This is a genomic window from Aeromonas veronii, assembly GCF_040215105.1.
GTDB classification, from domain to species: domain Bacteria; phylum Pseudomonadota; class Gammaproteobacteria; order Enterobacterales; family Aeromonadaceae; genus Aeromonas; species Aeromonas veronii_G.
Genome location: NZ_CP157875.1, coordinates 208007 through 234738 on the forward strand (window position 1 = coordinate 208007; position 26732 = coordinate 234738).

General features: G+C 60.7%; 24 protein-coding genes and 1 pseudogene. 14 read left to right on the forward strand and 11 right to left on the reverse strand.

From position 1 onward, the window contains the following. Positions 1-52 precede the first annotated feature (52 nt). The 5 genes from ABNP46_RS00970 to def form a co-directional block, all read right to left on the reverse strand. Positions 53-1495 carry a TrkH family potassium uptake protein gene (locus ABNP46_RS00970; RefSeq protein ID WP_349920604.1) on the reverse strand — a complete coding sequence of 481 codons (1443 nt, stop codon included), beginning with the start codon at positions 1493-1495 and terminating at the stop codon, positions 53-55. A gap of 92 nt (positions 1496-1587) precedes the next feature. Next, positions 1588-2964: a Trk system potassium transporter TrkA gene (gene trkA / locus ABNP46_RS00975; protein ID WP_349920605.1), complete on the reverse strand. Its 1377-nt coding sequence runs from the start codon at positions 2962-2964 to the stop codon at positions 1588-1590. A 69-nt stretch (positions 2965-3033) separates the two neighbouring features. Continuing rightward, a complete protein-coding gene (gene rsmB / locus ABNP46_RS00980) occupies positions 3034-4326 on the reverse strand; it encodes a 16S rRNA (cytosine(967)-C(5))-methyltransferase RsmB (RefSeq protein WP_349920606.1) in 1293 nt (430 codons plus the stop codon). Positions 4327-4371: 45 nt separating this feature from the next. After that, entirely contained in the window at positions 4372-5316 is a 945-nt protein-coding gene (gene fmt, locus ABNP46_RS00985; protein ID WP_349920607.1) for a methionyl-tRNA formyltransferase, read from the reverse strand. A gap of 12 nt (positions 5317-5328) precedes the next feature. After that, positions 5329-5841 carry a peptide deformylase gene (def, locus tag ABNP46_RS00990; RefSeq protein ID WP_349920608.1) on the reverse strand — a complete coding sequence of 171 codons (513 nt, stop codon included), beginning with the start codon at positions 5839-5841 and terminating at the stop codon, positions 5329-5331. Between the two features lie 108 nt (positions 5842-5949). Here def and ABNP46_RS00995 point away from each other — a divergent pair, with 108 nt between their 5' ends. The 8 genes and pseudogenes from ABNP46_RS00995 to ABNP46_RS01030 all read left to right on the forward strand — a co-directional run bounded on the left by ABNP46_RS00995 (position 5950) and on the right by ABNP46_RS01030 (position 12126). Next, positions 5950-7038 carry a LysM peptidoglycan-binding domain-containing protein gene (locus tag ABNP46_RS00995; protein ID WP_349920609.1) on the forward strand — a complete coding sequence of 363 codons (1089 nt, stop codon included), beginning with the start codon at positions 5950-5952 and terminating at the stop codon, positions 7036-7038. A 1-nt stretch (position 7039) separates the two neighbouring features. Next, complete coding sequence (gene dprA / locus ABNP46_RS01000) at positions 7040-8155, forward strand: DNA-processing protein DprA (protein WP_349920610.1); 1116 nt, start codon at positions 7040-7042, stop codon at positions 8153-8155. After that, a complete protein-coding gene (locus ABNP46_RS01005; protein ID WP_043763422.1) occupies positions 8148-8621 on the forward strand; it encodes a DUF494 family protein in 474 nt (157 codons plus the stop codon). Before dprA ends, ABNP46_RS01005 begins: the two co-directional genes overlap by 8 nt. A gap of 55 nt (positions 8622-8676) precedes the next feature. Next, positions 8677-9234, forward strand: coding sequence for a DNA topoisomerase family protein (locus ABNP46_RS01010; protein ID WP_349920611.1), 558 nt, complete (start codon positions 8677-8679; stop codon positions 9232-9234). A 159-nt stretch (positions 9235-9393) separates the two neighbouring features. Beyond that, on the forward strand, positions 9394-9954 hold the full coding sequence (locus ABNP46_RS01015; protein ID WP_349920612.1) for a Sua5/YciO/YrdC/YwlC family protein: 561 nt from the start codon (positions 9394-9396) through the stop codon (positions 9952-9954). A gap of 90 nt (positions 9955-10044) precedes the next feature. Next, positions 10045-10953, forward strand: coding sequence for an oxygen-dependent coproporphyrinogen oxidase (gene hemF / locus ABNP46_RS01020; RefSeq protein WP_349920613.1), 909 nt, complete (start codon positions 10045-10047; stop codon positions 10951-10953). Positions 10954-11054: 101 nt separating this feature from the next. Continuing rightward, complete coding sequence (gene aroE / locus ABNP46_RS01025; protein ID WP_349920614.1) at positions 11055-11876, forward strand: shikimate dehydrogenase; 822 nt, start codon at positions 11055-11057, stop codon at positions 11874-11876. Then, a pseudogene (locus ABNP46_RS01030) lies at positions 11873-12126 on the forward strand (DUF1488 domain-containing protein). Before aroE ends, ABNP46_RS01030 begins: the two are co-directional and overlap by 4 nt. 789 nt (positions 12127-12915) lie before the next feature. On the opposite strand, the gene yihA reads toward ABNP46_RS01030, so the two are convergent. Beyond that, on the reverse strand, positions 12916-13572 hold the full coding sequence (yihA, locus tag ABNP46_RS01035; RefSeq protein WP_349920615.1) for a ribosome biogenesis GTP-binding protein YihA/YsxC: 657 nt from the start codon (positions 13570-13572) through the stop codon (positions 12916-12918). A 142-nt stretch (positions 13573-13714) separates the two neighbouring features. Here yihA and ABNP46_RS01040 point away from each other — a divergent pair, with 142 nt between their 5' ends. The 4 genes from ABNP46_RS01040 (at position 13715) to hemN (ending at position 17548) form a co-directional block, all read left to right on the forward strand. Further along, positions 13715-14332, forward strand: coding sequence for a c-type cytochrome (locus ABNP46_RS01040; protein ID WP_349920616.1), 618 nt, complete (start codon positions 13715-13717; stop codon positions 14330-14332). 797 nt (positions 14333-15129) lie between these two features. After that, positions 15130-15699 carry a Der GTPase-activating protein YihI gene (yihI, locus tag ABNP46_RS01045; protein ID WP_349920617.1) on the forward strand — a complete coding sequence of 190 codons (570 nt, stop codon included), beginning with the start codon at positions 15130-15132 and terminating at the stop codon, positions 15697-15699. Between the two features lie 11 nt (positions 15700-15710). Beyond that, positions 15711-16151 (forward strand): DUF2489 domain-containing protein, encoded by a 441-nt coding sequence (locus tag ABNP46_RS01050; RefSeq protein WP_349922333.1) that lies wholly within the window; start codon positions 15711-15713, stop codon positions 16149-16151. 23 nt (positions 16152-16174) lie between these two features. Continuing rightward, positions 16175-17548 (forward strand): oxygen-independent coproporphyrinogen III oxidase, encoded by a 1374-nt coding sequence (gene hemN, locus ABNP46_RS01055; RefSeq protein WP_349920618.1) that lies wholly within the window; start codon positions 16175-16177, stop codon positions 17546-17548. 67 nt (positions 17549-17615) lie between these two features. Here the strand turns inward: hemN and add are convergent, their stop codons facing one another. The 5 genes from add to glnA form a co-directional block, all read right to left on the reverse strand. Then, positions 17616-18623: an adenosine deaminase gene (add, locus tag ABNP46_RS01060; protein WP_349920619.1), complete on the reverse strand. Its 1008-nt coding sequence runs from the start codon at positions 18621-18623 to the stop codon at positions 17616-17618. 142 nt (positions 18624-18765) lie between these two features. Continuing rightward, entirely contained in the window at positions 18766-20184 is a 1419-nt protein-coding gene (gene glnG, locus ABNP46_RS01065) for a nitrogen regulation protein NR(I) (RefSeq protein ID WP_349920620.1), read from the reverse strand. Between the two features lie 9 nt (positions 20185-20193). Beyond that, positions 20194-21261, reverse strand: a complete 1068-nt coding sequence (gene glnL / locus ABNP46_RS01070; protein ID WP_349920621.1) for a nitrogen regulation protein NR(II) — start codon at positions 21259-21261, stop codon at positions 20194-20196. Between the two features lie 86 nt (positions 21262-21347). Beyond that, entirely contained in the window at positions 21348-21917 is a 570-nt protein-coding gene (locus tag ABNP46_RS01075; RefSeq protein ID WP_349920622.1) for a DUF4124 domain-containing protein, read from the reverse strand. Positions 21918-22112: 195 nt separating this feature from the next. Continuing rightward, positions 22113-23522 (reverse strand): glutamate--ammonia ligase, encoded by a 1410-nt coding sequence (glnA, locus tag ABNP46_RS01080; protein ID WP_349920623.1) that lies wholly within the window; start codon positions 23520-23522, stop codon positions 22113-22115. A 351-nt stretch (positions 23523-23873) separates the two neighbouring features. Between glnA and typA the strand changes: the two genes are divergently transcribed. Beyond that, the gene (gene typA / locus ABNP46_RS01085) at positions 23874-25685 is read left to right on the forward strand and encodes a translational GTPase TypA (RefSeq protein WP_349920624.1); all 1812 of its coding nucleotides are present in this window, start codon (positions 23874-23876) and stop codon (positions 25683-25685) included. Positions 25686-25846: 161 nt separating this feature from the next. Beyond that, positions 25847-26719, forward strand: coding sequence for a virulence factor BrkB family protein (locus ABNP46_RS01090; protein ID WP_349920625.1), 873 nt, complete (start codon positions 25847-25849; stop codon positions 26717-26719). Positions 26720-26732: the final 13 nt, after the last annotated feature.

A 26732-nucleotide genomic window follows, 5' to 3' on the forward strand; every position in this document is an offset into this window, starting at 1 on the left:
GGGCAGCCGTGGCTGCCCTTCTCGTTTTTGTCCGACACAGGGGTCTCGCGCCTTATTGCTTCCAGAAGGAGGGGAAGAAGAGCACCGCCACCGTCAGGATCTCGAGGCGTCCCAGCAGCATGCCGAACGACAGTATCCATTTGGCCGAGTCCGGCAGGCTGGCGAAGTTGGTGCTGGGGCCGATGACCGGACCCATGCCCGGGCCCACGTTGGCTACGGCGGTGATGGAGCCCGAGATGGCGGTCAGGGGATCCAGCCCGATGGCGGCGAGCAGGGCGGCGATCAGCAAGATGATGGCGAAATAGGCCAGCACGAAGGAGATGAGGGAGCGGATGATGGCGTCGTTGACCGGCCGGCCGTTGTATTTTTGCGGGAACACGGCGGAGGGGTGCATCAGCTGGCGCATCTGCTTCTTGAACAGGGCGAAGGCCACCTGCACCCGGAAGATCTTGAGCCCCCCCGCGGTGGAGCCGGAGCAGGCTCCCAGCGCCAGCAAAATGATGAAGATGATGCTGGTGAGCGGCCCCCAGGCACCGAAGTCACCCAGGCCGAAACCCGTGGTGGTCAGCACCGAGACGATATTGAAGCTGCTGACCCGCAGCGCATCCATGAAGCCATAGATGTCCCGTACCCACAGATAGAAGGTGACCACCACAGTCACCCAGACCACCAGCCAGAAGAAGCCCTGCACCTGGGCATCTCGCAGCAGGCTGTTGTCACGGCGGGCGAGGGCCTGCACGTAGAGCAGGAAGGGCAGACCGCCGAGGAACATGAAGAGGGTGCCAATCCAGTGCGCCGAGTGGGAGAAGTGGGACATGGATTGGTCCGAGGTGGAGTAGCCGCCGGTGCTGAGGGTGGTCATGGCGTGGTTGACCGCCTCGAACAGGTTCATGCCGCTCACCCAGTAGGCGAGGAAGCAGAGCATGGAGAGCACCAGATAGACCAGCACTATGTTGTTGGCCACCGTCTTGGCGCGCGGAGCGCTCTTGTCGGACCAATCCGAGCTCTCGGTCTGGAACAGCTTCATGCCCCCCACGTTGAGGTAGGGCAGCACCGCCACCGCCATCACGATGAAGCCCACCCCGCCGAGCCACTGCAGGATGGAGCGCCACAACAGGATGCTGTGCGCCATGCCGTCGAGCCCCGACAGCACGGTGGAGCCGGTGGTGGTGACCCCGGACATGGTCTCGAAGTAGGCGTCGGCGAAGTTGATGTGGTTGATGAAGACGAAGGGCAGGGCCCCGAAGATGCAGGCCACCACCCAGACCGAGGTGGTGAGCAGGAACATCTCCCGCACGCCGAGGTGGAACTCCGCCTTGCGGCCATAGTGCAGGCAGAGCAGGGCGGCGCCGTGGGTGATGAGCACGGACTTGAGAAACTCGACGAACCCCTCCGAGCCGGTGAACAGGGCCAGCAGGGTGGGCAGCCACATGAAGAGAGCCAGCTTGGAGAGCACCAGGCCGAGGGTGAAGACGATGGGACGCAGCTTGATCATGCAGGATAACCTGGTCGTTGATTAACAAAAAACCCGGACAATTCTCTGCAAAAGTGTCCGGGTCTGGTTGTCGTTGCCTGTTGCATGGCAGATCAGAGGAAGAAAGGACTTGGCTGGAACAGACGCTCCACTTCCGGGATGTACTTCTTGTCCACCAGGAACATGACCACGTGGTCATCCTGCTGGATCTGGGTACGATCGTGAGCGATCAGCACCTCATCCCCCCGGACTACCGCGCCGATCGTGGTACCCGGCGGCAGTTTGAGCTCACCCACCGTCTTGCCGACCACCTTGGAGGTGTTCTCGTCCCCGTGGGCGATGGCCTCTATGGCCTCGGCGGCCCCCCGGCGCAGGCTGTAGACGTTGGCGATGTCGGCCCGGCGCACATGGGTCAGCAGGGCCGAGATGGTGGCCTGCTGGGGGGAGATGGCGATGTCGATGGAGCCACCTTGCACCAGATCCACGTAGGCGCCGCGCTGGATCAGCACCATGGTCTTCTTGGCACCCATCTTCTTGGCGAGCAGGGCCGACATGATGTTGGCCTCGTCCTCGTTGGTGACCGCGATGAAGACGTCGATCTGATCGATGTGCTCCTCCGCCAGGAGCTCCTGATCCGCCGCGTCACCGCAGAAGACGATGGTGTTCTCCAGCACCTCGGAGAGCTGCTCGGCCCGCTTCTGGTTGCGCTCGATGAGCTTGACGCTGTAGCGCTTCTCCAGCTGGCGGGCGAGACCCGCGCCTATGTTGCCACCGCCGACGATCATGATGCGTCTATAGGGGCTCTCGAGGCGCTGCAGCTCCGACATCACGGCGCGGATGTGGCCGGCGGCGGCGACGAAGAACACCTCGTCATCCGCCTCTATGATGGTGGTGCCCTGGGGACGGATGGAGCGCCCCTGACGGAAGATGGCGGCGACCCGGGTCTCGATGTTCGGCATGTGGTCCCGCAGGGTGGAGAGGGCATTGCCCACCAGGGGGCCGCCGTAGTAGGCCTTGACCGCCACCAGACCCACCTTGCCACCGGCGAAGTCCACGACTTGCAGGGCACCCGGGTACTCGATGAGACGACGCACGTAGTCGGTCACCAGCTGCTCGGGGGCGATCAGGTGATCCACCGGCACGGATTCCGGCAGGAACAGGCGATCCCGTTCCACCAGATAGGCCGGGGAGCGGATCCGCGCCACCTTGTTCGGGGTGTTGAACAATGAGTAGGCCACCTGGCAGGCGACCATGTTGGTTTCGTCGCTGTTGGTGACCGCAACCAGCATGTCTGCATCCTGGGCACCGGCTTCGCGCAGCACCCTGGGGTGGGCGCCGTGGCCGTTCACCACCCGCAGATCGAACTTGTCCTGCAGCTCCCGCAACCGCTCGCTGTCGGTGTCGACTATGGTGATGTCGTTGTTCTCGCCGGCGAGGTTCTCCGCCAGGGTGCCACCGACTTGGCCTGCGCCAAGAATGATGATTTTCATAGAGAAATCTTGCTCAAGGTTGCTTCGAAACGAAGGCGCCCGCAGGCGCCCCTGCCCTTCATCTGCAGCTTACTGTTTGATCAGCCTGGCGTAGTAGAAGCCATCCATCTCGGCTTCCCCCGGCAGGAACTGGCGGCCCGGGTTGTCCGGGTTGTCCTGTTCGTGCAGGGGCACCAGGCGCGCATCCGGGGTGGCGGCCAGGAAGGCGCGGATCTGCTCCCGGTTCTCCTCGGGCAGCACCGAGCAGGTGGCGTAGAGCAGGGTGCCACCCTGCTTCAGCTTGGCCCAGAGGGCGTTCAGGATGCGGCGTTGCAACTCGGCCAGCTCGCGGATGTCCTGATCCCGGCGCAACCACTTGATGTCCGGGTGACGACGGATGACGCCGGTGGCGGAACAGGGGGCGTCCAGCAGGATGCGATCGAACTGGCCTTCTGGCCACCACAGCTCTGGGGTGCTGGCATCCCCGTGGATCACCTTGGCCACGAGGCTGATGCGATCCAGGTTCTCCTGCACCCGCTTGAGGCGGTGCTCGTCCGCATCGACGGCAACCACCCCGGCGAGCGCGGGTTGGCGTTCCAGCAGGTGAGCCGTCTTGCCGCCGGGGGCGGCGCAGGCATCCAGCACCCACTCGCCCGGCTGCGGGTCGAGCAATCGGGCAGCCTGTTGGGCGGCGCCATCCTGCACCGAGCAGTCGCCCTGCTCGAAGCCCGGCAGCTTGGTCACGTCGCAGGGGCGCTCAAGCAGGATGCAATCCTCGCCCTCTTCACCGGCCGTTGCGTTGATGCCGGCTTCCGCCATGCGCGCCAGCATCTGCTCACGGCTCTGGCGCTGACTGTTGTTGCGGATCCACATGGGGGGGCGCTGGTTGTTCGCCTCCATGATGAATTCCCAGTCGTCGGGATAGGCCTGGCGCAGGCGCTTGGTCAGCCACTCGGGGTGGCCGAGGCGGACGCTGGGGACGCGATCGATGCGCAGCAGGATGACCTCGGCGCTGCGCTGGAAGTTGCGCAGCACGCCGTTGATGAGGCCGCGCAATGAGCTGCCCTTGAGCAGCTTGACGGCGTTGACCGTCTCGGCTACCGCGGCGTGGGCCGGAATGCGGGTGTAAATCAGCTGATAGAGACCCACCAGGATCAGGTAATGGAAGATGCGGCTCTTGTTCTTGAGGGGCTTGTCCATCATCTCGCCCACCGCCGCGTCGAGGCGGGGCAGCCAGCGCAGGGTGCCATAGCAGAGTTCTTGCAGGAGGGCGCGATCGCGAGGGGCCACCTTCTCCTGGGCAGCAGGCAGAACGGCGGAGAGGGATTGACCCTGATCCAGCACCTGTTGAATAACGAGAGCGGCCTGTGCACGTGTTTTCATAGCGTTACCTTAAATGCGCAAGTCGGGGCCCGGGCCCCGCTTGTTTCAATTCAATTGCGTGCCGGGGGCAAACCAGTCGCGGCGGGAGTTGAGCAGATCCGCAACCGACATGGCCTTCTTGCCGGGAGGTTGCAGGGCCAGCAGGCGCAGCACGCCCTTGCCGGTGGCGATGTCGATCCCCTGCTTGTCGGCCTTGAGCAGGGTGCCGGCCGCCTGACCGTGCTCCTGATCGATGACCTCGGCCTGCCACACCTTGATGGTCTGCTCAGCCACCTCGAACCAGCTGATGGGCCAGGGGTTGAAGGCGCGGATGCAGCGCTCGATGGCGACGGCCTCCATGGACCAGTTGATGCGCGCCTCCTCCTTGGAGAGCTTCTGGGCGTAGTTGGCCAGGGCGTCGTCCTGCTCCTCGGCCCGGGTGTCGCCGGCGGCCATGGCATTCAGGGTATCGACCAGTGCCTGGGGGCCGAGCTCGGCCAGCTTGTCATAGAGGCTGGTGGAGGTCTCGTCGGCCGCAATGGGGCAGCTCACCTTGCGGATCATGGCACCGGTATCCAGTCCCACATCCATCTGCATGATGGTGACGCCGGTCTCGGCATCGCCAGCCCAGATGGAACGCTGGATGGGGGCGGCACCGCGCCAGCGCGGCAGCAGGGAGCCGTGCACATTGATGCAGCCAAGACGCGGGGTATCGAGCACGACCTTGGGCAGGATCAGGCCATAGGCCACTACCACCATGAGGTCGGCACCGAGGGACGCCAGCTCGGCCTGAGCCTCTTCATTGCGCAAGGAGGCGGGTTGGTAGACCGGCAGCTGGTGGGCGAGGGCCAGCTCCTTGACCGGGCTGGCGGTGAGCTTCTGGCCGCGACCCGCCGGTTTGTCGGGCTGGGTGTAGACGGCGACGACCTCGTGGTCGGAAGACAACAACGCCGCCAGGTGACGGGCGGCGAAGTCGGGAGTACCGGCAAAAATCAGTTTCAATTTATTCAATGGGGCAGATCCTTAGAGGACTTTGCGATCTTCACGTGCCATCTTTTCCAGCTTCTGGCGAATGCGCTGGCGTTTGAGCGGGGACAAGTAATCCACAAACAGCTTGCCGACCAGATGATCCATCTCATGCTGAATGCAGATGGCGAGCAGATCGTCCGCTTCCAGCTCGAACGGCTGGCCGTTGCGATCCAGCGCACGCACCTTGACCCACTCGGCGCGCGGCACCAGGGCACGGCTGCCGGGAACGGAGAGGCAACCCTCTTCGATGCCGGTGCTGCCGGACTGTTCCAGGATCTCGGGGTTGATCAGCACCAGCTGATCCTCGCGGTCTTCGGAGACGTCGATCACTATGATGCGCTGATGAATGTCCACCTGAGTCGCGGCCAGGCCGATGCCTTCCTCCGCGTACATGGTTTCGAACATATCATCTACAATCTGTTGTAACTCGGGTGTAATGGTCTCGACAGGGGCTGCGATGGTACGCAGACGCTCATCGGGGAAACGCAATACATCTAGAATGGCCATAATTTTTTCTTTGGTTTCGTATAAATGCAGTCAATATTGACGTAATTCTAGTCATTTACGCCGACAAAAAACAGCAACACTTTGCGAGCAGAAATAACAGGGAGTGTTATGTATCTGAAGCAAACCATCCTCGCGTGCCTGACGGCAGCCCTGACGAGCGGCGCTCTGGCGGCGCCACTGGCCTTGAAAGCCGGTCATCCCGACAACTATGTGGTGCAAAAGGGCGACACCCTTTGGGACATCTCGGGCCAGTTTCTGGCCGAACCCTGGCTATGGCCACGGCTCTGGAACATCAATCCCCAGATTGCCAATCCCCACTGGATCTATCCGGGCGATGTGCTGCAACTGAGTTGGGTCAATGGGGAGCCTCGTCTCGGCAAGGCCAGTCAGGGGGGCAAGCAGGTCATCCATCTCTCTCCCAAGAACCGCTATGAGAACAAGGCCAATCCGGTGCCGACCTTGCCGCTCAGCGAGATAGGCCCCTTCCTGCAGACGGATCACATCCTGGCCAACAATCAGCAGGCGAAAGAGATGCCCTATGTGCTTGGCAACAACGAGAAGCACATCGGCATGCTGGAAGGGGATACCCTCTATGTGCGGGGGACGCTGATCCCGGGTCAGCACTACGGTGTCTATCATCCCGGAACAGTCTACAAGGACAAGCAGACCGGGGAGTCGCTTGGGCAGGAGGCGGTCTTCGTCGGTGTGGTGCGGGCCGAGGAGCAGTTGCCCGACAACACCACCAGAGTGACCCTGGCCCAGAGTCGGCGGGAAGTCTATCAGGGGGACAAGGTGATGCCGCTGCCGCCCCAGGAGGCCCTCACCGCCGTCTTCATGCCCAAGGAGGCGCCCGTGATCAGCCCGGGCTACGTGATCGAGCTGCCGAGCAAGGCTCGCGGAGGTGGCAAGTTTGACGTGGTGCTCATCAACAAGGGGCTCAGAGACAGCGTCTCTCCCGGCGATGTGCTGGACATCCAGCGCCCCGGCGCCGAGATGGTGGACAAGAATGGCAAGGTCTCTTACCGCGAATACGCCTCCGTCTATGACAAGGCGTTCTATTCTGCCGGCAAGTCTTCCCTGCCGTCAGAATCCGTGGCCAGGGTCATGCTGTTCAAGGTGTATGACAAGCTGAGCTATGGCCTCATCCTGCAGAGCCGCGAGCTGGTGAGCTCGGGTTACCAGGTCAGCAACTTCTGACGTGTCGGCGCCTCTCGATCGCCTCGCCCTGTGGTTGACCCTGAATGCGGTGAGTGGCATAGGGCCGGTGACCGCCGCCCGCCTGCTGGGCCGCTGCCATGATGACATTGCGGCCCTGTTCGAGGGCGACGATGGTCAGTTGCGAGCCATGGGGCTCGATGAGCATCAGCTTCGGCAACTCAGGTGGCCGGGCCCCGAGGTGGAACAGGGGCTGCGCTGGGCCAGTCAGCCCGCTCATCATCTCATCTGCCTCGATTCTCCGCTTTACCCTTCCCTGTTGAAACAGATCCCGGCTGCCCCCTTGCTGCTCTATTGCCGCGGGGATCTGTCTGCGCTGGCATTGCCGCAGTTGGCCATGGTGGGCACCCGTCACCCCACCTATGCGGGCAAGGACAACGCCGCCCGCCTGTGTGCGGAGTTGGTAGCGTGCGGCTTGGCCATCACCTCCGGGCTGGCCCTCGGCATCGACGGTGTCTGTCATCAACAGGCACTAGCGGCAGGAGGAGCGACGCTGGCGGTGCTGGGCTCTGGGCTCGACTGCCTCTATCCCAAGCGCCATCAGGGACTGGCGGAACAGATCCTGGCGCAAGGTGGCCTGCTCATCTCCGAGCTGGCGCCGGACAAGGGGCCCTTGGCCGAACACTTCCCACGTCGCAACCGCATCATCAGTGGCTTGTCGCTGGGTACCCTGGTGGTGGAAGCGGCGGAACAGAGCGGCTCTCTCATCACGGCCCGCTATGCCCTGGAACAGGGGCGCGAGGTGTTCGCCGTACCCGGCGCCCCGCAGAACGCCCAGGCGGCGGGTTGCAATCGGCTCATTCAGCAAGGGGCCAAGCTGGTGCTGGCAGCGGCCGATATTCTGGAGGAGCTGCCGATGCTGGCAGCCGCAGTGGGGGCCACCCGCCCCGTCCCCGAGGCTTCGCATAATAGCGAATTGCCTTATGCCGATTTGTTGGATAACGTAGATTATGAAGCCACGAGCGTGGATACCGTTGCCGAGCGGTCCCGGCTTCCTGTCGAGCAGGTTCTCGGCAGGTTGGTAGAGCTGGAGCTGGCCGGTGCAGTGATGGCGGTAGCCGGTGGATACGTCAGAACGAGGAGGGCGAATCATGTTTGATGTATTGATGTACCTTTTCGAGACCTACATCCACAGCGATGCAGATGTGATGGTCGAGCAGGATGAACTCACCGACGAACTGAGCCGGGCCGGTTTCAATCAGGACGAAATCGAGAAGGCGCTCAACTGGCTGGAACGGCTGGCCAATCTGCACGACAGCGAGCGGGAGGTCTATGTGACCGCCAGCGCGCAAGGCTCGATGCGGATCTATGCCCCGCAAGAGCTGGTCCGCCTCAGCACCGAGTGCCGTGGTTTCCTGCTGTTCCTGGAACAGGCCCAGGTGCTCAATGCCGAAACCCGCGAGATCTGTATTGAACGCCTGCTCGAACTGGATAAACCGGATATCGAGCTGGATGATCTCAAGTGGGTAGTCATGATGGTTCTTTTCAACGTGCCAGGCAGTGAAAACGCCTACCAGCAGATGGAAGAGCTGGTGTTTGATGAGTCAGACGGCGTCATTCACTGACAGTCCGGCGCCGCGCTGGTAGAATTCAGGCCATCTGGATTTCGAGGCGCGGCCCATGTCAAAGATCGATCACCACCTGTTTTCAGCCCACGAGCCTGCGTTCGAGCGAGAGCCGTGCCCGCAGTGTGGTGCCGAGCTGGTGATCCGCCAGGGCAAGCATGGCCCCTTCCTGGGCTGTTCCGCCTATCCCGCCTGCGACCATATCCGCTCCCTCACTCCGTCTGGCCGCGATATCGAGAAGGTGCTGGAGGGGTCGGCCTGCCCGGATTGCGGTCAGCCCCTTGCCATCAAGAAGGGGCGCTACGGCCTCTTCGTCGGCTGCACCCAGTACCCGGCCTGTCAGCATATCGAATCCCTGCAGGAGAGTGACGATACCCAGATCCTCTGCCCCGAGTGCGGCAAGGGTCACCTGGTGAGTCGCACCTCCCGTTATGGCAAACAGTTCTACTCCTGCGACGGCTACCCCCACTGCAAATATGTGGTGAACGACAAGCCGATCCCCATGCCCTGCCCCCAGTGTGGCTGGGGCATCATGGTGGAGAAAAAAGTGCGGGGGACGCTGAGCTGGATCTGTCCGCAAAAGAAATGCGGCCATCAGAGCGAGCGGGTATAATCCCGCCGCCGTAACCAAATTGAAACATCATGGGTACCAGCGCCTGGCGGTATCAGGGTTGCCCCATGGGGGATCCCCTGTCTGCCGTGCCATTCCCCTGTCTGATGTCGGCTCAACCTGAACCTGTGACGAGGTGGCAGCCAGACTGCCGCATTTCCTATGCAAAACGAATTTGAACAAGCGGTTGCCGCTCTGCGTGCGGACGGGGTGATTGCCTATGCGACCGAGGCCGTGTTCGGCCTGGGATGTGATCCAGACTCCGAGCAGGCCGTACAGCGCCTGCTGACCATCAAGCAGCGGCCGGTGGAGAAGGGACTGATCCTGATCGCCGCCGATCTGGCGCAGTTGCAGGCGTACGTCGATCTCAGCCAGCTCAGCACCGAGCAGCTGGCACGGGTTGAGGCGAGCTGGCCTGGCCCCTTCACCTGGATCATGCCGGCCCGCCCCACTACCCCTGCTTGGCTGACCGGCCGTTTCGATACCCTGGCGGTGCGCGTGAGTGGCCATCCCCAGGTGCAGGCCCTGTGTCGCACCTATGGCAAGCCCCTGGTTTCCACCAGTGCCAACCTGACCGGTGAGGAGCCCGCCCGCAGCACCGCCGAGATCGGTGCCCCGCTGGCAGACATGCTGGCTTATGTATTGCCGGGGAGCGTCGGTGGACAGGCCAATCCATCCGAGATCAAGGACGCCAGAACCGGCGCCATCATCCGTCCCTCCTGAGGGCGGAACCTTCCCGCTCCGGCGGGCTGGCCCTGGCCAGGGCATCATAATAAAACGGGCGGGACGCGATCCCGCCTGACTGGAGACAAGATGAGCAAACCGGACGTGGCCGGGATCAAGGCCTTCCTGCTGCAGTTGCAGGATCAGATCTGTCACGGCCTCGAGCAGGCCGATGGGGCAGGGCACTTCGTCGAAGATGCCTGGACCCGAGAGGGCGGTGGTGGTGGCCGCACCCGGGTGCTGCGCCACGGCGCCGTGATCGAGCAAGGGGGCGTCAATTTCTCCCACGTCCATGGGGATGCCATGCCCGCCTCGGCGACCGCCCACCGCCCCGAGCTGGCGGGTCGTCGTTTCGAGGCGATGGGGGTCTCCCTGGTGATCCATCCGCACAATCCCCATGTGCCGACCAGTCACGCCAACGTACGTTTCTTCATCGCCGAGAAGGAGGGTGAAGATCCCATCTGGTGGTTTGGCGGTGGCTTCGATCTGACACCCTTCTATCCTGTCGACGAAGATGTGCGGCACTGGCATCAGGTCTCCCGTGACCTGTGTCAGCCCTTTGGTGAAGGGGTTTACTCCGAGTTCAAGTCTTGGTGCGATCGTTACTTCTTCCTCAAGCATCGGGGAGAGACCCGTGGCGTCGGCGGCCTCTTCTTCGATGATCTGAACCGCTGGCCGTTCGATGACTGTTTCGCCTTCATGCGGGCGGTGGGTGAGGGCTATCTTGCGGCCTACCTGCCCATCGTCGAGCGACGCAAGGCACAACCCTTTGGCGAACGTGAGCGTGAGTTCCAGCTCTACCGCCGTGGTCGTTATGTGGAGTTCAACCTGGTCTACGACAGGGGCACCCTGTTCGGCCTGCAGACCGGCGGTCGCACCGAATCCATTCTGATGTCCATGCCCCCGCTGGCTCGTTGGGAGTATGACTGGCAACCAGAGCCGGGAAGCCCCGAAGCCGCGCTCTATCGTGATTACCTCACGCCAAGGGAATGGGTGTGACGCAAGGGGCCGGCAGGCCCCTTTTCGTTGCCGATTTTTGGCTTGTTCCAGGGCAGGAAAACCCGTTAAATCGGGGCATACCCTTCTGATGGAATTCCCCGATGGATCGTTATCTGGTTTTTGGCCACCCGGTGCGCCACAGCAAGTCCCCCTTCATCCATACCCTGTTTGCCCGCCAGACTCAGCAAGCGCTGGAGTATGGCCTGGCCGAGCCCGCCCCTGCTGAGTTTGAGACCAGCCTGCGCGCTTTCTTCGCCGAGGGGGGCAAGGGCTGCAACGTGACGGTCCCCTTCAAGGAGCAGGCCTTCGCCCTGGTGGACAGGTTGAGTCCAAGAGCCAGGCGAGCGGGGGCCGTCAATACCATCAAGCTGACCGATGACGGCGTGCTGCTGGGGGACAACACGGATGGGGCCGGGCTGGTGGCGGATCTCAAGTCTCACGGGGTGGCCCTGACAGGAAGCCGTATCCTGCTGCTCGGCGCCGGTGGTGCCGCCAGGGGCTGTCTGGCCCCTCTGCTGGCCGAGAGGCCGAGCGAGCTGGTGATCGCCAACCGTACCCAGGCCAAGGCGGCCCGACTCGCCGAGGAGTTTCAGGATCTGGGGGCTATTCAGGCCGTGGCTTATGAGGCATTGCAGGGGCCCTTCGATCTCGTCATCAACTCCACCTCCGCCAGCCTGCAGGGGGATCTTCCTCCTCTCTCCCCTGCTCTGATCCACGGTGATATTGCCATCTACGACATGATGTATGGAGCCACCGATACCCCCTTCATCGCCTGGGCCAAGTCCCACGGAGCACGGCTCACCATGGATGGGCTCGGCATGCTGGTGGAGCAGGCGGCGGAGGCCTTTACCGTGTGGCGCGGTCTGCGTCCCGGAACTAAACAGGTATTGAGAGAACTGAAACGCAATCTGGGGATCCTGTGAATCAAGGCATACTCTTTCCCGATCTGATGAGTTGGGAAGAACAGGCGCAGCGAGTCCATTTCCCGGCCCAGTGGCAAGGATCGACTGCTACATCAGTCGGCGGAGACTGGAGAAACTGGCAGGTCTGAGCCTAGCCCGGGAGGAGGAGATCCTCAAAGCTTTTGAGGCCCTGCGCTTTGACATCGAGGAAATGACTGAAAAACTCATTGAAGAACAATCGTTTGGTGAAGATGGCGCCATCTGTTTATAGATTCTTCAAGTTTTTTTCTGATGCAGCGGAACTTGAGAGGGAAATGGCTGACTAACTAGATAGTTGAGGAAGTGCTAGCTAGTCACCTTTTATAACGCCCCGGTCATCGTACTGGGGATTTTTTTATCTACATGAAAATTAAGAGAATTTATGTAATCTATTTTTCGTGAAACTAAATTACATAAATTACTTTCACTTTCTGCTGCTTTGCTGTACAGTTCTCTGCGTAGGGTACAGAGGTAAGATGTTCTATCTTTCAGACCTTTTATTTCACGTAATTGAATGTGGCTGAATAGCAGCCCCGATGAGTCATCGTCGGGGCGTTTTTTTATGCTAGTTGTTTAGAGTAAATGCTTTAATTCACCCAGTTTTTTGCTAGAATGAGGGCCTTTCTTGAGGAAAACCAATCGTCTTTGTTCTCGAGAATTAGCTTTTTCCCAATTTTTTGAATTGATTGCTTAGGGCCAGTCTTGCGGATCGCAGCACTGGCCTCATTTTTGTCCTCTCCCCGCCCATCCCTTCGTTGTGTTGTAATAAAATTTCAGTTTTGTTCTTGTTTGGCCTCAAAAAGGCTCTGTACGACAAGAATTCTGAAAACGCTACCAGAGCGGCAATAAGTTAATTATTGCTACATTTAAAGCGGCTATCACATTGATTATCAATGATTCCATACCCTGAGAGGGGGCGTCATTGCGTGTCGAGATACGGGGGAGATAGGCGGGAGAGAAACTGAAAGTCTTTCAATCAGCGGAGAACCAACTCCGCTCATTGCACCGAGGTGGGGAGTGCTTACTCCTCGATCTGATCCTCTTCATCACTGTCTGCCGGCTCGTTGTCGGCTCCGGACAGATACCAGCCGGTCAGGGTCTGGGCCAGCTTCTCGACACCGATATTGGTGAGGGAAGAGAAGGCTTCCACCTGGATCTGCGGACCCAGCTCCGCCACCGCCTGGCGAACCTTGATGACCTGATTGTTGCGAGGGCCCGGGCTCAGCTTGTCTGCCTTGGTGAGCAGCAGCATGACGGGCAGTTCGCGGTGGGCGCTCCACTCCAGCATATTCATGTCGGTCTCTTTGAGCGGGTGGCGGATGTCCATCAGGATCACCAGCCCTTTCAAGGACTCACGGCGCTGGAGATATTCTGCCAGCGACTTTTGCCACTTCAGCTTCATTTCCAGCGGGACCTGGGCATAACCGTAGCCCGGCAGATCCACCAGACGCTTGCCCGGTTCCAGCTCGAACAGGTTGATCAGCTGGGTGCGGCCTGGGGTCTTACTGGTGCGGGCCAGGTTCTTGTGCTTGGTCAGGGTATTCAATGCTGACGACTTGCCGGCGTTGGAGCGACCGGCGAACGCAATCTCGACACCCCCGTCATTCGGCAGGTGGCGGATATCGGGTGCGCTGGTCACAAAATGCACCTTATTGAAATTCAGAGTTTGTGTATCCAACGTAAATTCCCTATAGAGAGAGAGGGTTATGAGTTACTTTATTGTAAAATCGTGTAAAATAGCGTCGCTTATACGCGTTTATTTTAACATGCCTTCGGCGGCATGGGATCTGGAAGCCTAATAACGAGAAAGTTGGAACGCCATGAAGAACCTAGTCATTACACTTGCTCTGATGGTTGGCGTAATTGGGATGGCACAAGCCAAGGGCGATGCCACAGCGGGACAAACCAAGGCTGCTATCTGTGCAGCTTGCCATGGACCGGACGGCAACAGCCCAGTCGACATGTATCCCAAGATTGCTGGTCAGCACGCATCATATATCAAAAAACAATTAGTTGAACTGAAGGCTGCCGCTTCTGGCCAAACTGGCCGGGTTGCCCCCATCATGGGGCCCATGGCCTTGCCCCTGTCCGATCAGGACATGGATGACCTGGCAGCTTACTTCTCCAGCCAGAAGGTGACGCCCCTGGCCGTGCCGGATGAGGTCGTGGCCGCCGGCAAGGCACTCTACATGGGGGGCGACATGAGCCGGGGTCTGGCGGCATGCACCGCCTGCCATGGGCCGCGGGGATCCGGTGTCGAGCAGGCCAAGTATCCTAGCCTGTCCGGGCAGCATCCTGCCTATATCAAGGCCCAGCTGATCGCCTTCCGCAGCGCAACCCGCGAAAATGATCCCAACGGCATGATGCGGGACGTGGCCAAGAAGCTGACGGATGAAGACATAGAGTCGCTGTCCAGGTATGTGGCTGGCTTGCACTGATAACAGCTGAAACCTATCTTGTTGAAAAGTACGGGGAACTCAATTGTTCCCCGTTTCTTTTTCGCCTTTAACACCATTGGCCATAAATGGCCTGGGTTGTTGTAAGAGATCTCCTATTTTCTGGTTCGGCCCCGGCTGAAACGACCCTCAGCTTTCATTTTCGAAACCATAACTTTCAAATACTTAGGCATGAATAGGCAGTTTTGTCTTCATTTGAAGAGATCTTGAGTGGATTGAGCCATTCTGCCAAGTTGTTACAGTGGGGGCATGGAGTGACGCGAGGGCGATTGTCCCATCGGGTCGGACAGGAAGTCTGCTCAGCATGCACAGGTGATGGGCACGGGATAGCAAGACCAGGATGGTGATCGCTCGGGATGGGCGAGGCTGCGGGAGGCAACCACCCCGGATGGATGGCAGGATGTCATCGAGATGGGTCAGGCAAGCACACGCACATTCAGGAACGACCAATAAGGGTCAGGAAGACCCCACAACACGATGCGCAGATGTACGCCCAGGGACAGGCGTTTTGCAACCAGGGAATGGGACTCGCATAAATATAAAAAGGCAGCTTCGGCTGCCTTTTTTCCATTGGGTGATTAACCCGCTCAGGCATTCTGTGTCAAAATAGCAGCAACATGCCCAGAGGATGCCGATCCTGCGGTGTTCAGCGGTCAATATGGCCGAATTGGTGCAGGATCCCCTTCTTGTTCCAGATTTACTGTTCCCGCCTCAGCATCCTTCCCGCACGAATCCATCACGGGATCGGGCTTCAATCCAGATATTTGTCGGAGTCATTCATGTCGGCCAAACAACCCACCCGCAAGCCTACCGGCAAGCGCAAAGAATCAGATGCCAGTGCCCAGGAAGGTCGTGAGCGCAAGCGCGCCGCCAAGCGCAAGGGTTTGAAAGCAGGCTCCCGCCAACAGGCAGGGGAAGAGCAGAAGCGCGGCAGCGGCAAGCAAGCCAAGGATCCGCGCATCGGTTCCCGCAAGCCGGTCGTGCTGGTCGTGGAAGAGAAGAAGAGCAAGCCGGTCGTTTCCAAGCCGCTGAAAGAGAAGAAGCTGGTGATGACCCCCGAGCAGGAACTCGCGTCCATCGAGAACGATGATCGTCTGAACGATCTGCTGGATCGCCTGGACAATGGCGAGACCCTGGCCGCGGACGAGCAAATCTGGGTCGATCAGCGGGTCGACCGCTACCAGGAGCTGATGGACGAGCTCGGGATCATCGATACCGATGAAGACGACGACTTCGATGACGCCGACTTCGACGAGCCGAGCCAGCCTGCCTCCGAAGAGGAGCTGTGGGAGCGCTTCACCCAGGTTGACTATCAGCCTGAACCCAAGCCTGAGCCGAAGAAAAAGTGATGAGTGGATGGATGCTGGCCGCCCTGCTGGGTGGCCTTGTCTTGCTGGGGCTGGCGGTCTACGCCGGTACCCTGCTGGCTCGTCTCAAGCGTCAGCACGAGATGCAGCAACAGGCCATCGCGGCCCGCAATGAGCGTATCCTCGAGAGCGTCAGGGTGATCGCCCATGCGGTGCGGGACGGTCAGTGCGACTACTCGGAGGGGGCCATTCGCCTGACCAATCTGCTGGATGCCCTGCAGATTAAGGGCGGACGCGCCTTCACCGAGGAGTTCCCCGGTCTCTATGGTCTCTATGAGAAGGTGAAAGAGATGCCGACTCACGAGGCGAGACGGGCGCTCAAGCGCAATGAAGTGATGAGGATGGATCTCGAGCGCAGCGGCTATGAAGCCGAGCTGGAGGCGCAGATCCTCAAGGACGTCGCCCTGTTGAAGGACTTCCAGTTAAGCCGTTGATATAAAAGAAAGAGGAAGCAAGCGTGCAAGTAGAACAGATTGTGTGGGACCAGGCCCTGATCGAGAAATACAACTACAGTGGCCCGCGTTATACCTCCTATCCCACTGCGCTGGAGTTCAACGAAGGGTTCGGTTATCCGGATTTCGTCCACGCCGCCGGCCAGTACCCGACCCGCAATTTGTCGCTCTACGTGCACATCCCCTTCTGCCACAAGCTCTGTTACTACTGCGGCTGCAACAAGGTGATCACCCGTCATCAGCACAAGGCCGATCAGTATCTCGACTTCCTCGAGCAGGAGATCAAGGCCCAGGCCCCGCTGTTCAAGCACCGGCTGGTGACCCAGCTGCATTGGGGCGGCGGCACCCCGACCTATCTGAACGAAGCCCAGACCCGGCGCCTGATGGCCATGCTGCGGGAACACTTCCAGTTTGCAGGCGAAGGGGAGATCAGCATCGAAGTGGATCCGCGGGAGATCGAACTCTCCATGCTGGATGTGCTGCGAGAGGTGGGCTTCAACCGCATCAGCCTCGGCGTGCAGGACTTCAACAAGCAGGTCCAGATCGCGGTCAATCGGGAGCAGGACAACGACTTCATCCGCGCCATGCTGGAGCGCGCCCGTGCGTTGGGCTTCCGCTCCACCAACCTCGATCTGATTTATGGCCTTCCCCACCAGAACCGGGACAGCTTCCATCACACCCTGGAAGAGGTGCTCAAAACCGATCCGGCCCGTCTCTCCATCTTCAACTATGCCCATCTGCCGAGCCGCTTCGCCGCCCAGCACAAGTTGAAAGAGGCGGACATGCCGGCTCCTCGCGAGAAGCTGGCCATGCTGCAGGACACCATCGCCTTCCTCACCGGCCAGGGTTACCAGTTCATCGGCATGGATCACTTCGCCAAGCCGGACGACGAACTGGCGGTGGCCCAGCGGGAAGGCAAGCTGCACCGCAACTTCCAGGGGTACACCACCCAGGGGGATTGCGACCTGCTGGGTCTGGGGGTCTCCTCCATCAGCATGATCGGCGACGCCTACTCCCAGAACCAGAAGGATCTCAAGGCCTACTACGCCCAGGTGGACGAGCTGGGTCATGCCCAGTGGAAGGGGTGCTCCCTCAATCAGGATGACCTGATCCGCCGGGAGGTGATCAAGCGCCTCATCTGTGACTTCTCCCTGAACTTCGCTGCCGTCGAGCAGGCCCACGGCCTGGTGTTCAAGGAGTATTTCGCCGAGGATCTCAAGCTGCTGCAGACCTTCATCGACGATGGCCTGGTGCGCATGACGGCCGAGGGGCTGGAGGTGGTCTCCACCGGTCAGCTGCTCATTCGCAACATCTGCATGTGTTTCGACGTCTACCTGCGCAGCAAGGCGCGTCAGCAGCAGTTCTCCCGGGTGATCTGAATCGTTCGATTGCCGGACAATAAAAAAACCGCCGAGAGGCGGTTTCTTTATTGGGTCGGGATGCCGACTAGCCTTGGCGGCGGGCAGCCCGGGCGCTCAGTTCGGCCTTCTCGGCGTCGCTCAGGAAGGCCAGTGTCAGACCATTGCGCTGCGCGGTGCGAATTTCTTCCGCACTCATGCCGGCGGTAGGGGCTGCGACCTCGTATTCGTAGGGCAGATCTATGCCTTCAACAGCAGGATCGTCGGTGTTGAGACAGGCCAGTACGCCGGCGGCCAGGAACTGGCGGATCGGGTGATCGCCGAGGCTCGCCACCGTGGTGGTCTGCAGGTTGGAGGTGAGGCAGGATTCGATGCCGATGCGGTGCTCCGCCAGGTAGGCCATCAGGGCCGGATCCTGGATCGCCTTGACGCCGTGGCCGATGCGCTCGGCGCCGAGCTCCCGGATGGCCTGCCACATGCTCTCGGGGCCTGCGGCTTCACCGGCGTGCACGGTAACCCGCATGCCCGCATCCCGCACCTTGCGGAAGTGGTCGGTGAACAGGTTGCCAGGGAAGCCCAGCTCATCCCCCGCCAGATCGACGGCGACCAGCTGATCCCGGTGGGCCAGGCAGGCTTCCAGTTCGACTCGGCACTGCTCGGTGCCGAAGGTGCGACTCATGATGCCGATGAGGTTGGTCTTGATGCCAAAATCGCGGCTGCCGGCGGCCACGCCATCGATGACGGCCTCCACCACGCCCTGGGGGTGCAGCTTGTGGGCCATGGCCATGTAGGCCGGGCTGAAACGCAGCTCGGCATAGTCGATGCCGGCGCGCAGCAGATCTTCCACGTTCTCGTAGGCCACCCGACGGCAGGCATCGTAGTCGGCCAGCACGGCCACGCCCCAGTCCAGCTTTTTCAGGAAGGCGACCAGGCTCGGTTCGTTCTCGACGATCTGCACGTGGGGGCGCAGCGCCTCCAGCTCGGTGGCGGGCAGCTGAATGTTGTGCTGTCTACCCAGCTCGAGAATGGTCTGTGGGCGAATGTTGCCGTCCAGATGGCGGTGCAGGTCGGTCAGGGGGAGGGATCTGTCAATCATGGTGGCGCCTTCTGCGAGTCGGGTTGGAAAGCCTGCCATTCTAGGCAGGACTCCTGAAAAAGATACCCCGTTTGCAGGCAAACGGGGTACTGGGCGGGCATATATTCATCAAGGCGTGATGGGAATCGTTTTCCCCTGAGGCTCAGGGAATATCGAGCTCCTTGAGCTTGCGGGTCAGGGTGTTGCGACCCCAGCCGAGCAGGCGGGCTGCCTCCTGCTTGTGACCGCGAGTGTGTTCCAGTGCCGTCTCCAGCATGATCCGCTCGAACTGGGGCAGGGCGTCGGCCAGGATGTCGGTCTCCCCCAGCGCCAACTTGCCAGCCACCCAATCCTGCAACTGTTGCTGCCAGCCACCGGCGAGGGCGGGTTGCCCCGGCTCTGCCGTGCTGGTGACCGGGGTCAGCAGTTCGGGAGGGAGATCGCTCACCAGCACCTCCTGACCCGAGGCCATCACGGTCAGCCAGCGGCAGACGTTCTCCAGCTGGCGCACGTTGCCCGGCCAGGGCAGGCGGCTGACATAGGCCTGGGTGTCCGGATGCAGGCTCTTGGCCTCCACGTTCAGCTCCTTGGCCGCTCGCAACAGGAAGTGCTGGGCGAGTTGGGGAATGTCTTCGCGCCGCTCCTTGAGGGCCGGGATGTGAATGCGAATGACGTTGAGGCGATGGAACAAATCCTCCCGAAACTCGCCGTCGGCCACCCGCTTCTCCAGATTTTGGTGGGTGGCGGCGATGATCCGCACGTCCACCTGCACCGGCTGGTGACCGCCGACCCGGTAGAACTGCCCATCCGCCAGTACCCGCAGCAGCCGGGTCTGTACCTCGAGGGGCATGTCCCCTATCTCGTCGAGAAACAGGGTGCCGCCATCGGCCTGCTCGAAGCGGCCGTGACGGATGTTGTTGGCACCGGTGAAGGCCCCCTTCTCATGGCCGAACAGCTCGGATTCGATGAGATCTTTGGGGATGGCCGCCATGTTGAGTGCGATGAAGTTCTTGTGGGAGCGGGGGCTGTGCTTGTGCAGGGCATGGGCGACCAGCTCCTTGCCGGTACCACTTTGACCGTTGATGAGCACCGAGATGCTGGAGCGTGACAGTCGGCCGATGGCGCGAAACACCTCCTGCATGGCGGGGGCCTCGCCGATGATCTCCGGGCTGTTGCCGGGCTCCTGCTGACGACCCTTGCGTTTGGTACGCTGCTCCTTGAGGTGATTCTCGGCGCGGCGTACCAGGCTGACGGCCTCGTCGATGTCGAAGGGCTTGGGCAGGTACTCGAAGGCGCCGCGCTGGTAGGCGTTGACCGCACTGTCCAAGTCCGAGTGGGCGGTCATGATGATGATGGGCAGATCCGCCTGACGGCGATGGATCTGCTCCAGCAGGCTGAGACCATCGATGCCGGGCATGCGAATGTCGGAGAGGATGACGTCGGGCGAGCGCATCTCCAGGGAGCTCAGCAGGGCTTCACCATCGGCAAAACTCTCGCAATCGAAGCCTTCGCTGCCCAGGGTGCGCTCCAGGACCCACCGGATGGAGCTGTCGTCATCGACGATCCACACTTTTGCTGTCATGAGGTTCCCTTATTTGCGAAGCGGTAGATAGATGGTGAATTCGGTATGGCCGGGCCAGCTGATGCAGTCGATGCGCCCCTTGTGCTGATCGATCAGGTTCTGGGCGATGGAGAGGCCAAGCCCCGTCCCTCCCTCCTTGCCGGTGATCATGGGGTAGAAGAGGGTGTCGCGGATGGCATCGGGAATGCCGGGGCCGTTGTCGATGATCTTGATCTCCGCCGCCAGCCGGTAGCGCTGGCCGTGGATGGTGATCTGGAAGGCGGTGCGAGTCTTGATGCGGATGAGCCCGGTCTGCTCCCCCAGCGCCTCGGCGGCGTTGCGCACTATGTTGAGGAAGGCCTGCTGCAGCTGATCCGCCTCCATCTCGAATTCCGGAATGCTGGGATCGTAGTCCCGCTCGATCCGGATCTGGGGAGGCAGCTCCAGATCCACCAGGCGGCGCACCTGTTCCAGCACCGAGTGCACATTGTGCATCTGGTGGCGGCCGGGCCGCTGGGGGCCGAGCAGGCGATCGACCAAGGCCCGCAGCCGGTCGGCCTGCTCGATGATGATGCCGGTATATTCCCGCAAGGCGGGATCCGGCAGCTCCTTTTGCAGCAACTGGGCGGCGCCGCGCAAGCCACCGAGGGGATTCTTGATCTCGTGGGCCAGACCGCGCACCAGCTCCTTGGCCGCCTGCTGCTGGGCATGTTGCTGCAGCTCCTGGCTTATCTTCTTCTGCTGATCGATCTTGCGCAGCTCCACCACCATCAGCCGCTGTTCACCGCTGCCCTGGGTGTCGGCCATGGGGCTGACGCTGATCTCCACCAGCCTGGGTTCCCCTTCCACCACCAGGGTCACTTCGCTGTCGGTGAAGCCTTGCCCCGAAATGAGGCACTGTTTGAATCGCTGCAGATCGAGGGAGATGTGTTCGAGCAGATAGGGCAGCTCTATGCCGATCAGGCGCCGCTCGCTGAGGGAGAGCAGCTGCTCTGCCGCCGGGTTGACGAATTGAATGCAGAGCCGCTCGTCCATCAGGATGACGGCGGTCAGCAGGTTGTCCAAGAGTGTCTTGGCGTTGTCCGAGCGGGTTGGCACTGGTTTCTCCCTAAAACGGTGCTGCTCACCGATTATGCACCGATATGGTGCATTGAGTTTACCCGCATCGGTGCATCACATCACCCCTAATCCGCTTTGGGGGTGGCCTTGGGAGCCGGATCCACCGTGGTTCTGTGCAGGTAAAAGGTGGTTGGCTTGGATTTAGCAAGGATCGTACCGTCTTTGGCGAGCAGCTCGAGCTGCGCCTGATGGGCGCCGCGATCGAGGTTCTCCACCCGGATTGCCAGGCTGTTATGGACCAGGGGGACGGCCTTGCCGTTGAGCAGCAGGCGCAGATCGAACTGTACCGGTGCCTGGGGATTGACCTCGGCCTGGAAGACGATGTTGCCCGTGTTGTCACGCAGGGTACTGCCTGGCTCGGGGGAGAGCAGCTCGACAGACAGCGTGGCGGCCGCCTGTGCCTTCTTGTCATCAACCCCGGTCAGATGATTGAAGTTGTCTACCTGCACCGAGTGGGGGGCGGTGCCGATGAGGGGGGAGACCCGAAGATCCAGCTCCTTGGCACTCTTGCCGGGAGGGGGAGCATCGGTGTAGTGGGTCACGCCGTTGGCATCGACCCAGGAGTAGACCCTGGCAGCCTGGGCGGCGAAAGGCAGCATCAGCAAGAGGCTCAGCATCCATGGCACTGTGTTCATCCATCTCTCCTTGACGGGGTTCAGCTTAATCCTATCAGAGAAAAAACGGCCAGACCGATTGTCGGAAATATGGGGCGGATATCGATCGATGGGCTGGCGGTTTCTTCCGTGAATGGCGCGTGTGCGGGCTGCCGGCCCACCATAAAAAAACCCGCCAGCTGGCGGGTTTTCATGTTGATGACGCAAGGACACCGATTAGACGGAGTAGTACAGCTCAAACTCCAGCGGGTGCGGGGTCATGCGTACGCGATCCACGTCCTGCTGCTTCAGCTCCAGGTAGGAGTTGATGAAGTCATCGCTGAACACGCCACCACGGGTCAGGAACTCGCGGTCTGCGTCCAGGGCAGACAGGGCTTCGTCCAGAGAGCCGGCAACGGTCGGCACTTCGGCGGCTTCTTCCGGCGGCAGGTCATACAAGTTCTTGTCCATGGCATCGCCCGGATGGATCTTGTTGATGATACCGTCCAGGCCGGCCATCAGCTGGGCGGCGAAGGCCAGGTAGGGGTTGGCTGCCGGATCCGGGAAGCGAACCTCGATGCGACGGGCTTTCGGGCTCGGCACCACCGGAATACGGATGGAGGCAGAGCGGTTGCGGGCGGAGTAGGCCAGCATGACCGGGGCTTCGTAGCCTGGTACCAGACGCTTGTAGGAGTTGGTGGTCGGGTTGGCGAAGGCGTTGATGGCCTTGGCGTGCTTGATGATGCCGCCGATGTAGTGCAGCGCCATCTCGGACAGACCGCCGTACAGGTCGCCGGCGAACAGGTTGACGCCGTTCTTGGCCAGGGACTGGTGGCAGTGCATGCCGGAGCCGTTGTCACCGAACATGGGTTTGGGCATGAAGGTAACGGTCTTGTTGTAGGCGTGGGCCACGTTGTGGATCACGTACTTCAGCACCTGCACTTCGTCCGCTTTCAGAGTCAGAGTGTTGAAGCGGGTCGCGATCTCGTTCTGACCGGCGGTCGCCACTTCATGGTGGTGCGCTTCGACCACCTGGCCCATCTCTTCCAGCACCAGACACATGGCGGCACGGATATCCTGGGAGGAGTCAACCGGTGCAACCGGGAAGTAACCACCCTTGACGAAGGGACGGTGACCCTTGTTGCCGTGCTCGTAGTCGGTACCGGAGTTCCAGGCAGCTTCTTCGGATTCGATCTTCACGAAGCTGTGGCCCATGGTGTTGGAGAAGGTGATGTTGTCGAACATGAAGAATTCCGGCTCCGGCCCGAACAGCACGGTGTCAGCGATGCCGCTGGACTTCAGGAAATCTTCGGCGCGCTTGGCGATGGAGCGCGGATCGCGGTCGTAGCCTTGCATGGTGGCGGGCTCGAGCACGTCACAGACGATGTTCAGGGTGGTCTCTTCAGTGAAGGGATCCAGCTTGGCGGAGGCCGGGTCCGGCATCAGCACCATGTCAGACTCATTGATGCCCTTCCAGCCGCCGATGGAGGAACCATCGAACATCTTGCCATCTTCGAAGAAGTCTTCATCGACCTGATGGGAAGGAATGGATACGTGCTGTTCTTTACCCTTGGTGTCGGTAAAGCGCAGATCAACAAACTTGACTTCGTGTTCCTGGATCAGGGCCAAAACGTTCTGGGCTGACATGCTAAGTAACCTCCGGTGTTAAAACTCTTTGGGTGAATGCGTCGTCATATTCACATAAGCCAGTATCGTGCCAAGTTTGTGACAGCTTGATTTCAGGGCATTTGCACCGTTTCAGGCTGTCGGGTCACCCGCTCTCGTGCAGTGTTGCGCCTCATAGTGGTGCAACCTTGGATCCTTTTGGTGCACCAATATGGTGCGCCAGCGTTCCAACCCCCATCTAAGCAGGCTTTTCAAACGGGGTCTATGATCCTGATCCCCTGTCGTGCACGAATGGTCTGCAATTCTGCTAGGCAGATCACAAAGGCGAGAGTACAATTAGCGCCCAATTTTACCCGGTGATTTGAGGCGAGAATGTTAGAGAATTTACGCAATATTGCGATTATTGCGCACGTTGACCACGGCAAAACGACTCTGGTTGATAAGCTGCTGCAGCAATCCGGCACTCTGGATCGCACCAGCGAAGGTCAGGAACGGATCATGGACTCCAATGATCTGGAACGGGAACGTGGCATCACCATTCTCGCCAAGAACACTGCGATCCGCTGGAACGACTACCGCATCAACATCGTTGATACCCCGGGTCACGCCGACTTCGGTGGTGAAGTTGAGCGCGTACTGTCCATGGTTGACTCCGTGCTGCTGCTGGTCGACGCCGTCGACGGCCCGATGCCGCAAACCCGTTTCGTGACCCAGAAGGCGTTCGCCCAGGGCCTGAAGCCGATCGTGGTCATCAACAAGATCGACCGTCCGGGTGCTCGTCCTGACTGGGTAATGGATCAGGTATTCGACCTGTTTGACAACCTGGGTGCCACCGATGAGCAGCTGGACTTCAAGGTTGTTTACGCCTCTGCACTGAACGGCTGGGCCACCATGGATCAGGACGTGCCGTCCGAGAACATGGAACCCCTGTTCCAGGCCATCGTCGACAACGTGGAAGCCCCCAAGGCTGACGCAGACGGTGGTTTCCAGATGCAGATCTCCCAGCTGGACTACAACTCCTACGTCGGTGTCATCGGTATCGGCCGTATCACCCGTGGTCGCGTCAAGACCAACCAACAGGTCACCATCGTCGGTGCCAACGGCAAGAGCCGTACCGGCAAGGTCGGTCAGGTGCTGGGTTACCTGGGTCTGTCCCGTACCGAAGTGGCCGACGCGCAAGCGGGCGACATCATCGCCATCACCGGTCTGGGCGAGCTGAAGATCTCCGACACCGTCTGTGACAACAACGCCGTCGAAGCCCTGCCGCCGCTCTCCGTTGACGAGCCGACCGTGAACATGACCTTCCAGGTGAACACCTCCCCGTTCGCCGGTAAAGAAGGCAAGTTCGTGACTTCCCGCAACATCCTGGAGCGTCTGAACCAGGAGCTGGTCCACAACGTGGCCCTGCGCGTGGAAGAGACCGAAGATCCGGACAAGTTCCGCGTCTCCGGCCGTGGTGAACTGCACCTGTCCATCCTGATCGAAAACATGCGTCGCGAAGGTTACGAGCTGGCCGTATCCCGTCCGGAAGTTATCCTGCGCACCGTTGACGGCGTTCTGCAAGAGCCGTTCGAAACCGTGACTGTCGACGTGGAAGAGATCCACCAGGGTTCCGTGATGGAGCAACTCGGTCTGCGTAAGGGCGAGATGACCAACATGACCCCGGATGGCAAGGGCCGTGTCCGTCTGGACTTCATGATCCCGAGCCGTGGCCTGATCGGCTTCCAGACCGAGTTCCTGACCATGACCTCAGGTACCGGCCTGCTGTACCACACCTTCGACCACTACGGTCCGCACAAGGGTGGCAGCATCGGTGAGCGTCAGAACGGCGTGCTGATCTCCAACGCCACCGGCAAGGCTCTGACCTTCGCCCTGTTCGGCCTGCAAGATCGTGGTCGTCTGTTCATCGGTCACGCGACCGAGGTGTACGAAGGCCAGGTGATCGGGATCCACTCCCGCTCCAACGACCTGACCGTCAACTGCCTGAAGGGCAAACAGCTGACCAACATGCGTGCCTCCGGTACCGACGAAGCCCAGGTGCTGACTCCGCCGATCCGCATGACCCTGGAACAGGCCCTCGAGTTCATCGACAACGACGAGCTGGTCGAGATCACCCCCAAGGCGATCCGTATCCGCAAGAAGCTGCTGACCGAGATGGATCGCAAGCGCGCCGGTCGTGCTTGATAGCTGTTCATCGACAGACCAAAGAGAGGCCTTATGGCCTCTTTTTTTATGGGCGCTTGCCCGGGTGCGAGCCACGCTGACGGGTCTGGGCTGCACGCAGGTGGCCAAATGGCCACCCTATCTGACACAATATCGGCATGATGAATTGTTCGAGAATTGCGATGTTGCAGAAAATCCGTGGCCGTCTGGGCCATGCCGTTTCCTTCTTGCGCCACGATGGTGGCCACTTCGCCCAGTTTGTCTGGGGCCGTTTCCAGCAGGACAGGTTGACCGTCACCGCGGGCTACCTGGCCTATGTCACTCTGCTCTCCCTGGTGCCCATGATCGCCGTGGTGTTTGGCATGATGTCCGCCTTTCCGGTATTCCAGAGCCTGAAGCAGGGGATAGAGCAGTTCGTCTATCACAACTTCGTGCCCACCGCCGGCGAAATGCTCAAGGAGTACATCGACGGCTTCGTGGCCAATGCCACCAATACTACGGCAGTGGGGATTGGCGCCCTGATCGTGGTGGCCCTGATGCTGATCTCGGCCATCGACAAGAACCTCAACTACATCTGGCGCTCGACCCAGAACCGGCCCCTGGCCCAGGCCTTCGCCATGTACTGGATGATCCTGACCCTGGGCCCGGTGCTCATCGGTGCCAGCCTCGCCATCTCCTCTTATATCCTGTCCCTCAAGCTGTTCTCCGGTGACAGCCTGTTCGGCATCGGTTTCCTGCTGCTGCGCAGCCTGCCGTTCCTGTTCTCCGTGCTCACCTTCCTGCTGATCTATACGGTGGTGCCGAACTGCAAGGTGCGGTTGACCCATGCCTTCATCGGCGCCCTGGTGGCGGCCACCCTGTTCGAGCTGGCCAAGCGTGGTTTCGCCATCTATATCACCAACTTCCCCTCCTATCAGGCCATCTACGGGGCGCTGGCGACCATTCCTATCCTGTTCGTCTGGGTCTATCTGAGCTGGCTGGTGATACTGCTTGGCGCCGAGACCACCGCCTGCCTCGGCGAATATGAGAAGCCGGGGGCCGAGGAGCTGGGTTGAGCTGCGTCAGGGG

What these genes read in the sequence shown, in the direction of transcription:
- ABNP46_RS00970 (WP_349920604.1), bottom strand. Translation starts at nt 1,495, where the DNA reads ATGATCAAGCTGCGTCCCATCGTCTTCACCCTCGGCCTGGTGCTCTCC.
- trkA (WP_349920605.1), bottom strand. Translation starts at nt 2,964, where the DNA reads ATGAAAATCATCATTCTTGGCGCAGGCCAAGTCGGTGGCACCCTGGCG.
- rsmB (WP_349920606.1), bottom strand. Translation starts at nt 4,326, where the DNA reads ATGAAAACACGTGCACAGGCCGCTCTCGTTATTCAACAGGTGCTGGAT.
- def (WP_349920608.1), bottom strand. Translation starts at nt 5,841, where the DNA reads ATGGCCATTCTAGATGTATTGCGTTTCCCCGATGAGCGTCTGCGTACC.
- ABNP46_RS00995 (WP_349920609.1), top strand. Translation starts at nt 5,950, where the DNA reads ATGTATCTGAAGCAAACCATCCTCGCGTGCCTGACGGCAGCCCTGACG.
- ABNP46_RS01005 (WP_043763422.1), top strand. Translation starts at nt 8,148, where the DNA reads ATGTTTGATGTATTGATGTACCTTTTCGAGACCTACATCCACAGCGAT.
- ABNP46_RS01010 (WP_349920611.1), top strand. Translation starts at nt 8,677, where the DNA reads ATGTCAAAGATCGATCACCACCTGTTTTCAGCCCACGAGCCTGCGTTC.
- ABNP46_RS01015 (WP_349920612.1), top strand. Translation starts at nt 9,394, where the DNA reads ATGCAAAACGAATTTGAACAAGCGGTTGCCGCTCTGCGTGCGGACGGG.
- hemF (WP_349920613.1), top strand. Translation starts at nt 10,045, where the DNA reads ATGAGCAAACCGGACGTGGCCGGGATCAAGGCCTTCCTGCTGCAGTTG.
- aroE (WP_349920614.1), top strand. Translation starts at nt 11,055, where the DNA reads ATGGATCGTTATCTGGTTTTTGGCCACCCGGTGCGCCACAGCAAGTCC.
- ABNP46_RS01040 (WP_349920616.1), top strand. Translation starts at nt 13,715, where the DNA reads ATGAAGAACCTAGTCATTACACTTGCTCTGATGGTTGGCGTAATTGGG.
- yihI (WP_349920617.1), top strand. Translation starts at nt 15,130, where the DNA reads ATGTCGGCCAAACAACCCACCCGCAAGCCTACCGGCAAGCGCAAAGAA.
- ABNP46_RS01050 (WP_349922333.1), top strand. Translation starts at nt 15,711, where the DNA reads ATGCTGGCCGCCCTGCTGGGTGGCCTTGTCTTGCTGGGGCTGGCGGTC.
- add (WP_349920619.1), bottom strand. Translation starts at nt 18,623, where the DNA reads ATGATTGACAGATCCCTCCCCCTGACCGACCTGCACCGCCATCTGGAC.
- glnG (WP_349920620.1), bottom strand. Translation starts at nt 20,184, where the DNA reads ATGACAGCAAAAGTGTGGATCGTCGATGACGACAGCTCCATCCGGTGG.
- ABNP46_RS01075 (WP_349920622.1), bottom strand. Translation starts at nt 21,917, where the DNA reads ATGAACACAGTGCCATGGATGCTGAGCCTCTTGCTGATGCTGCCTTTC.
- glnA (WP_349920623.1), bottom strand. Translation starts at nt 23,522, where the DNA reads ATGTCAGCCCAGAACGTTTTGGCCCTGATCCAGGAACACGAAGTCAAG.
- typA (WP_349920624.1), top strand. Translation starts at nt 23,874, where the DNA reads ATGTTAGAGAATTTACGCAATATTGCGATTATTGCGCACGTTGACCAC.
- ABNP46_RS01090 (WP_349920625.1), top strand. Translation starts at nt 25,847, where the DNA reads ATGTTGCAGAAAATCCGTGGCCGTCTGGGCCATGCCGTTTCCTTCTTG.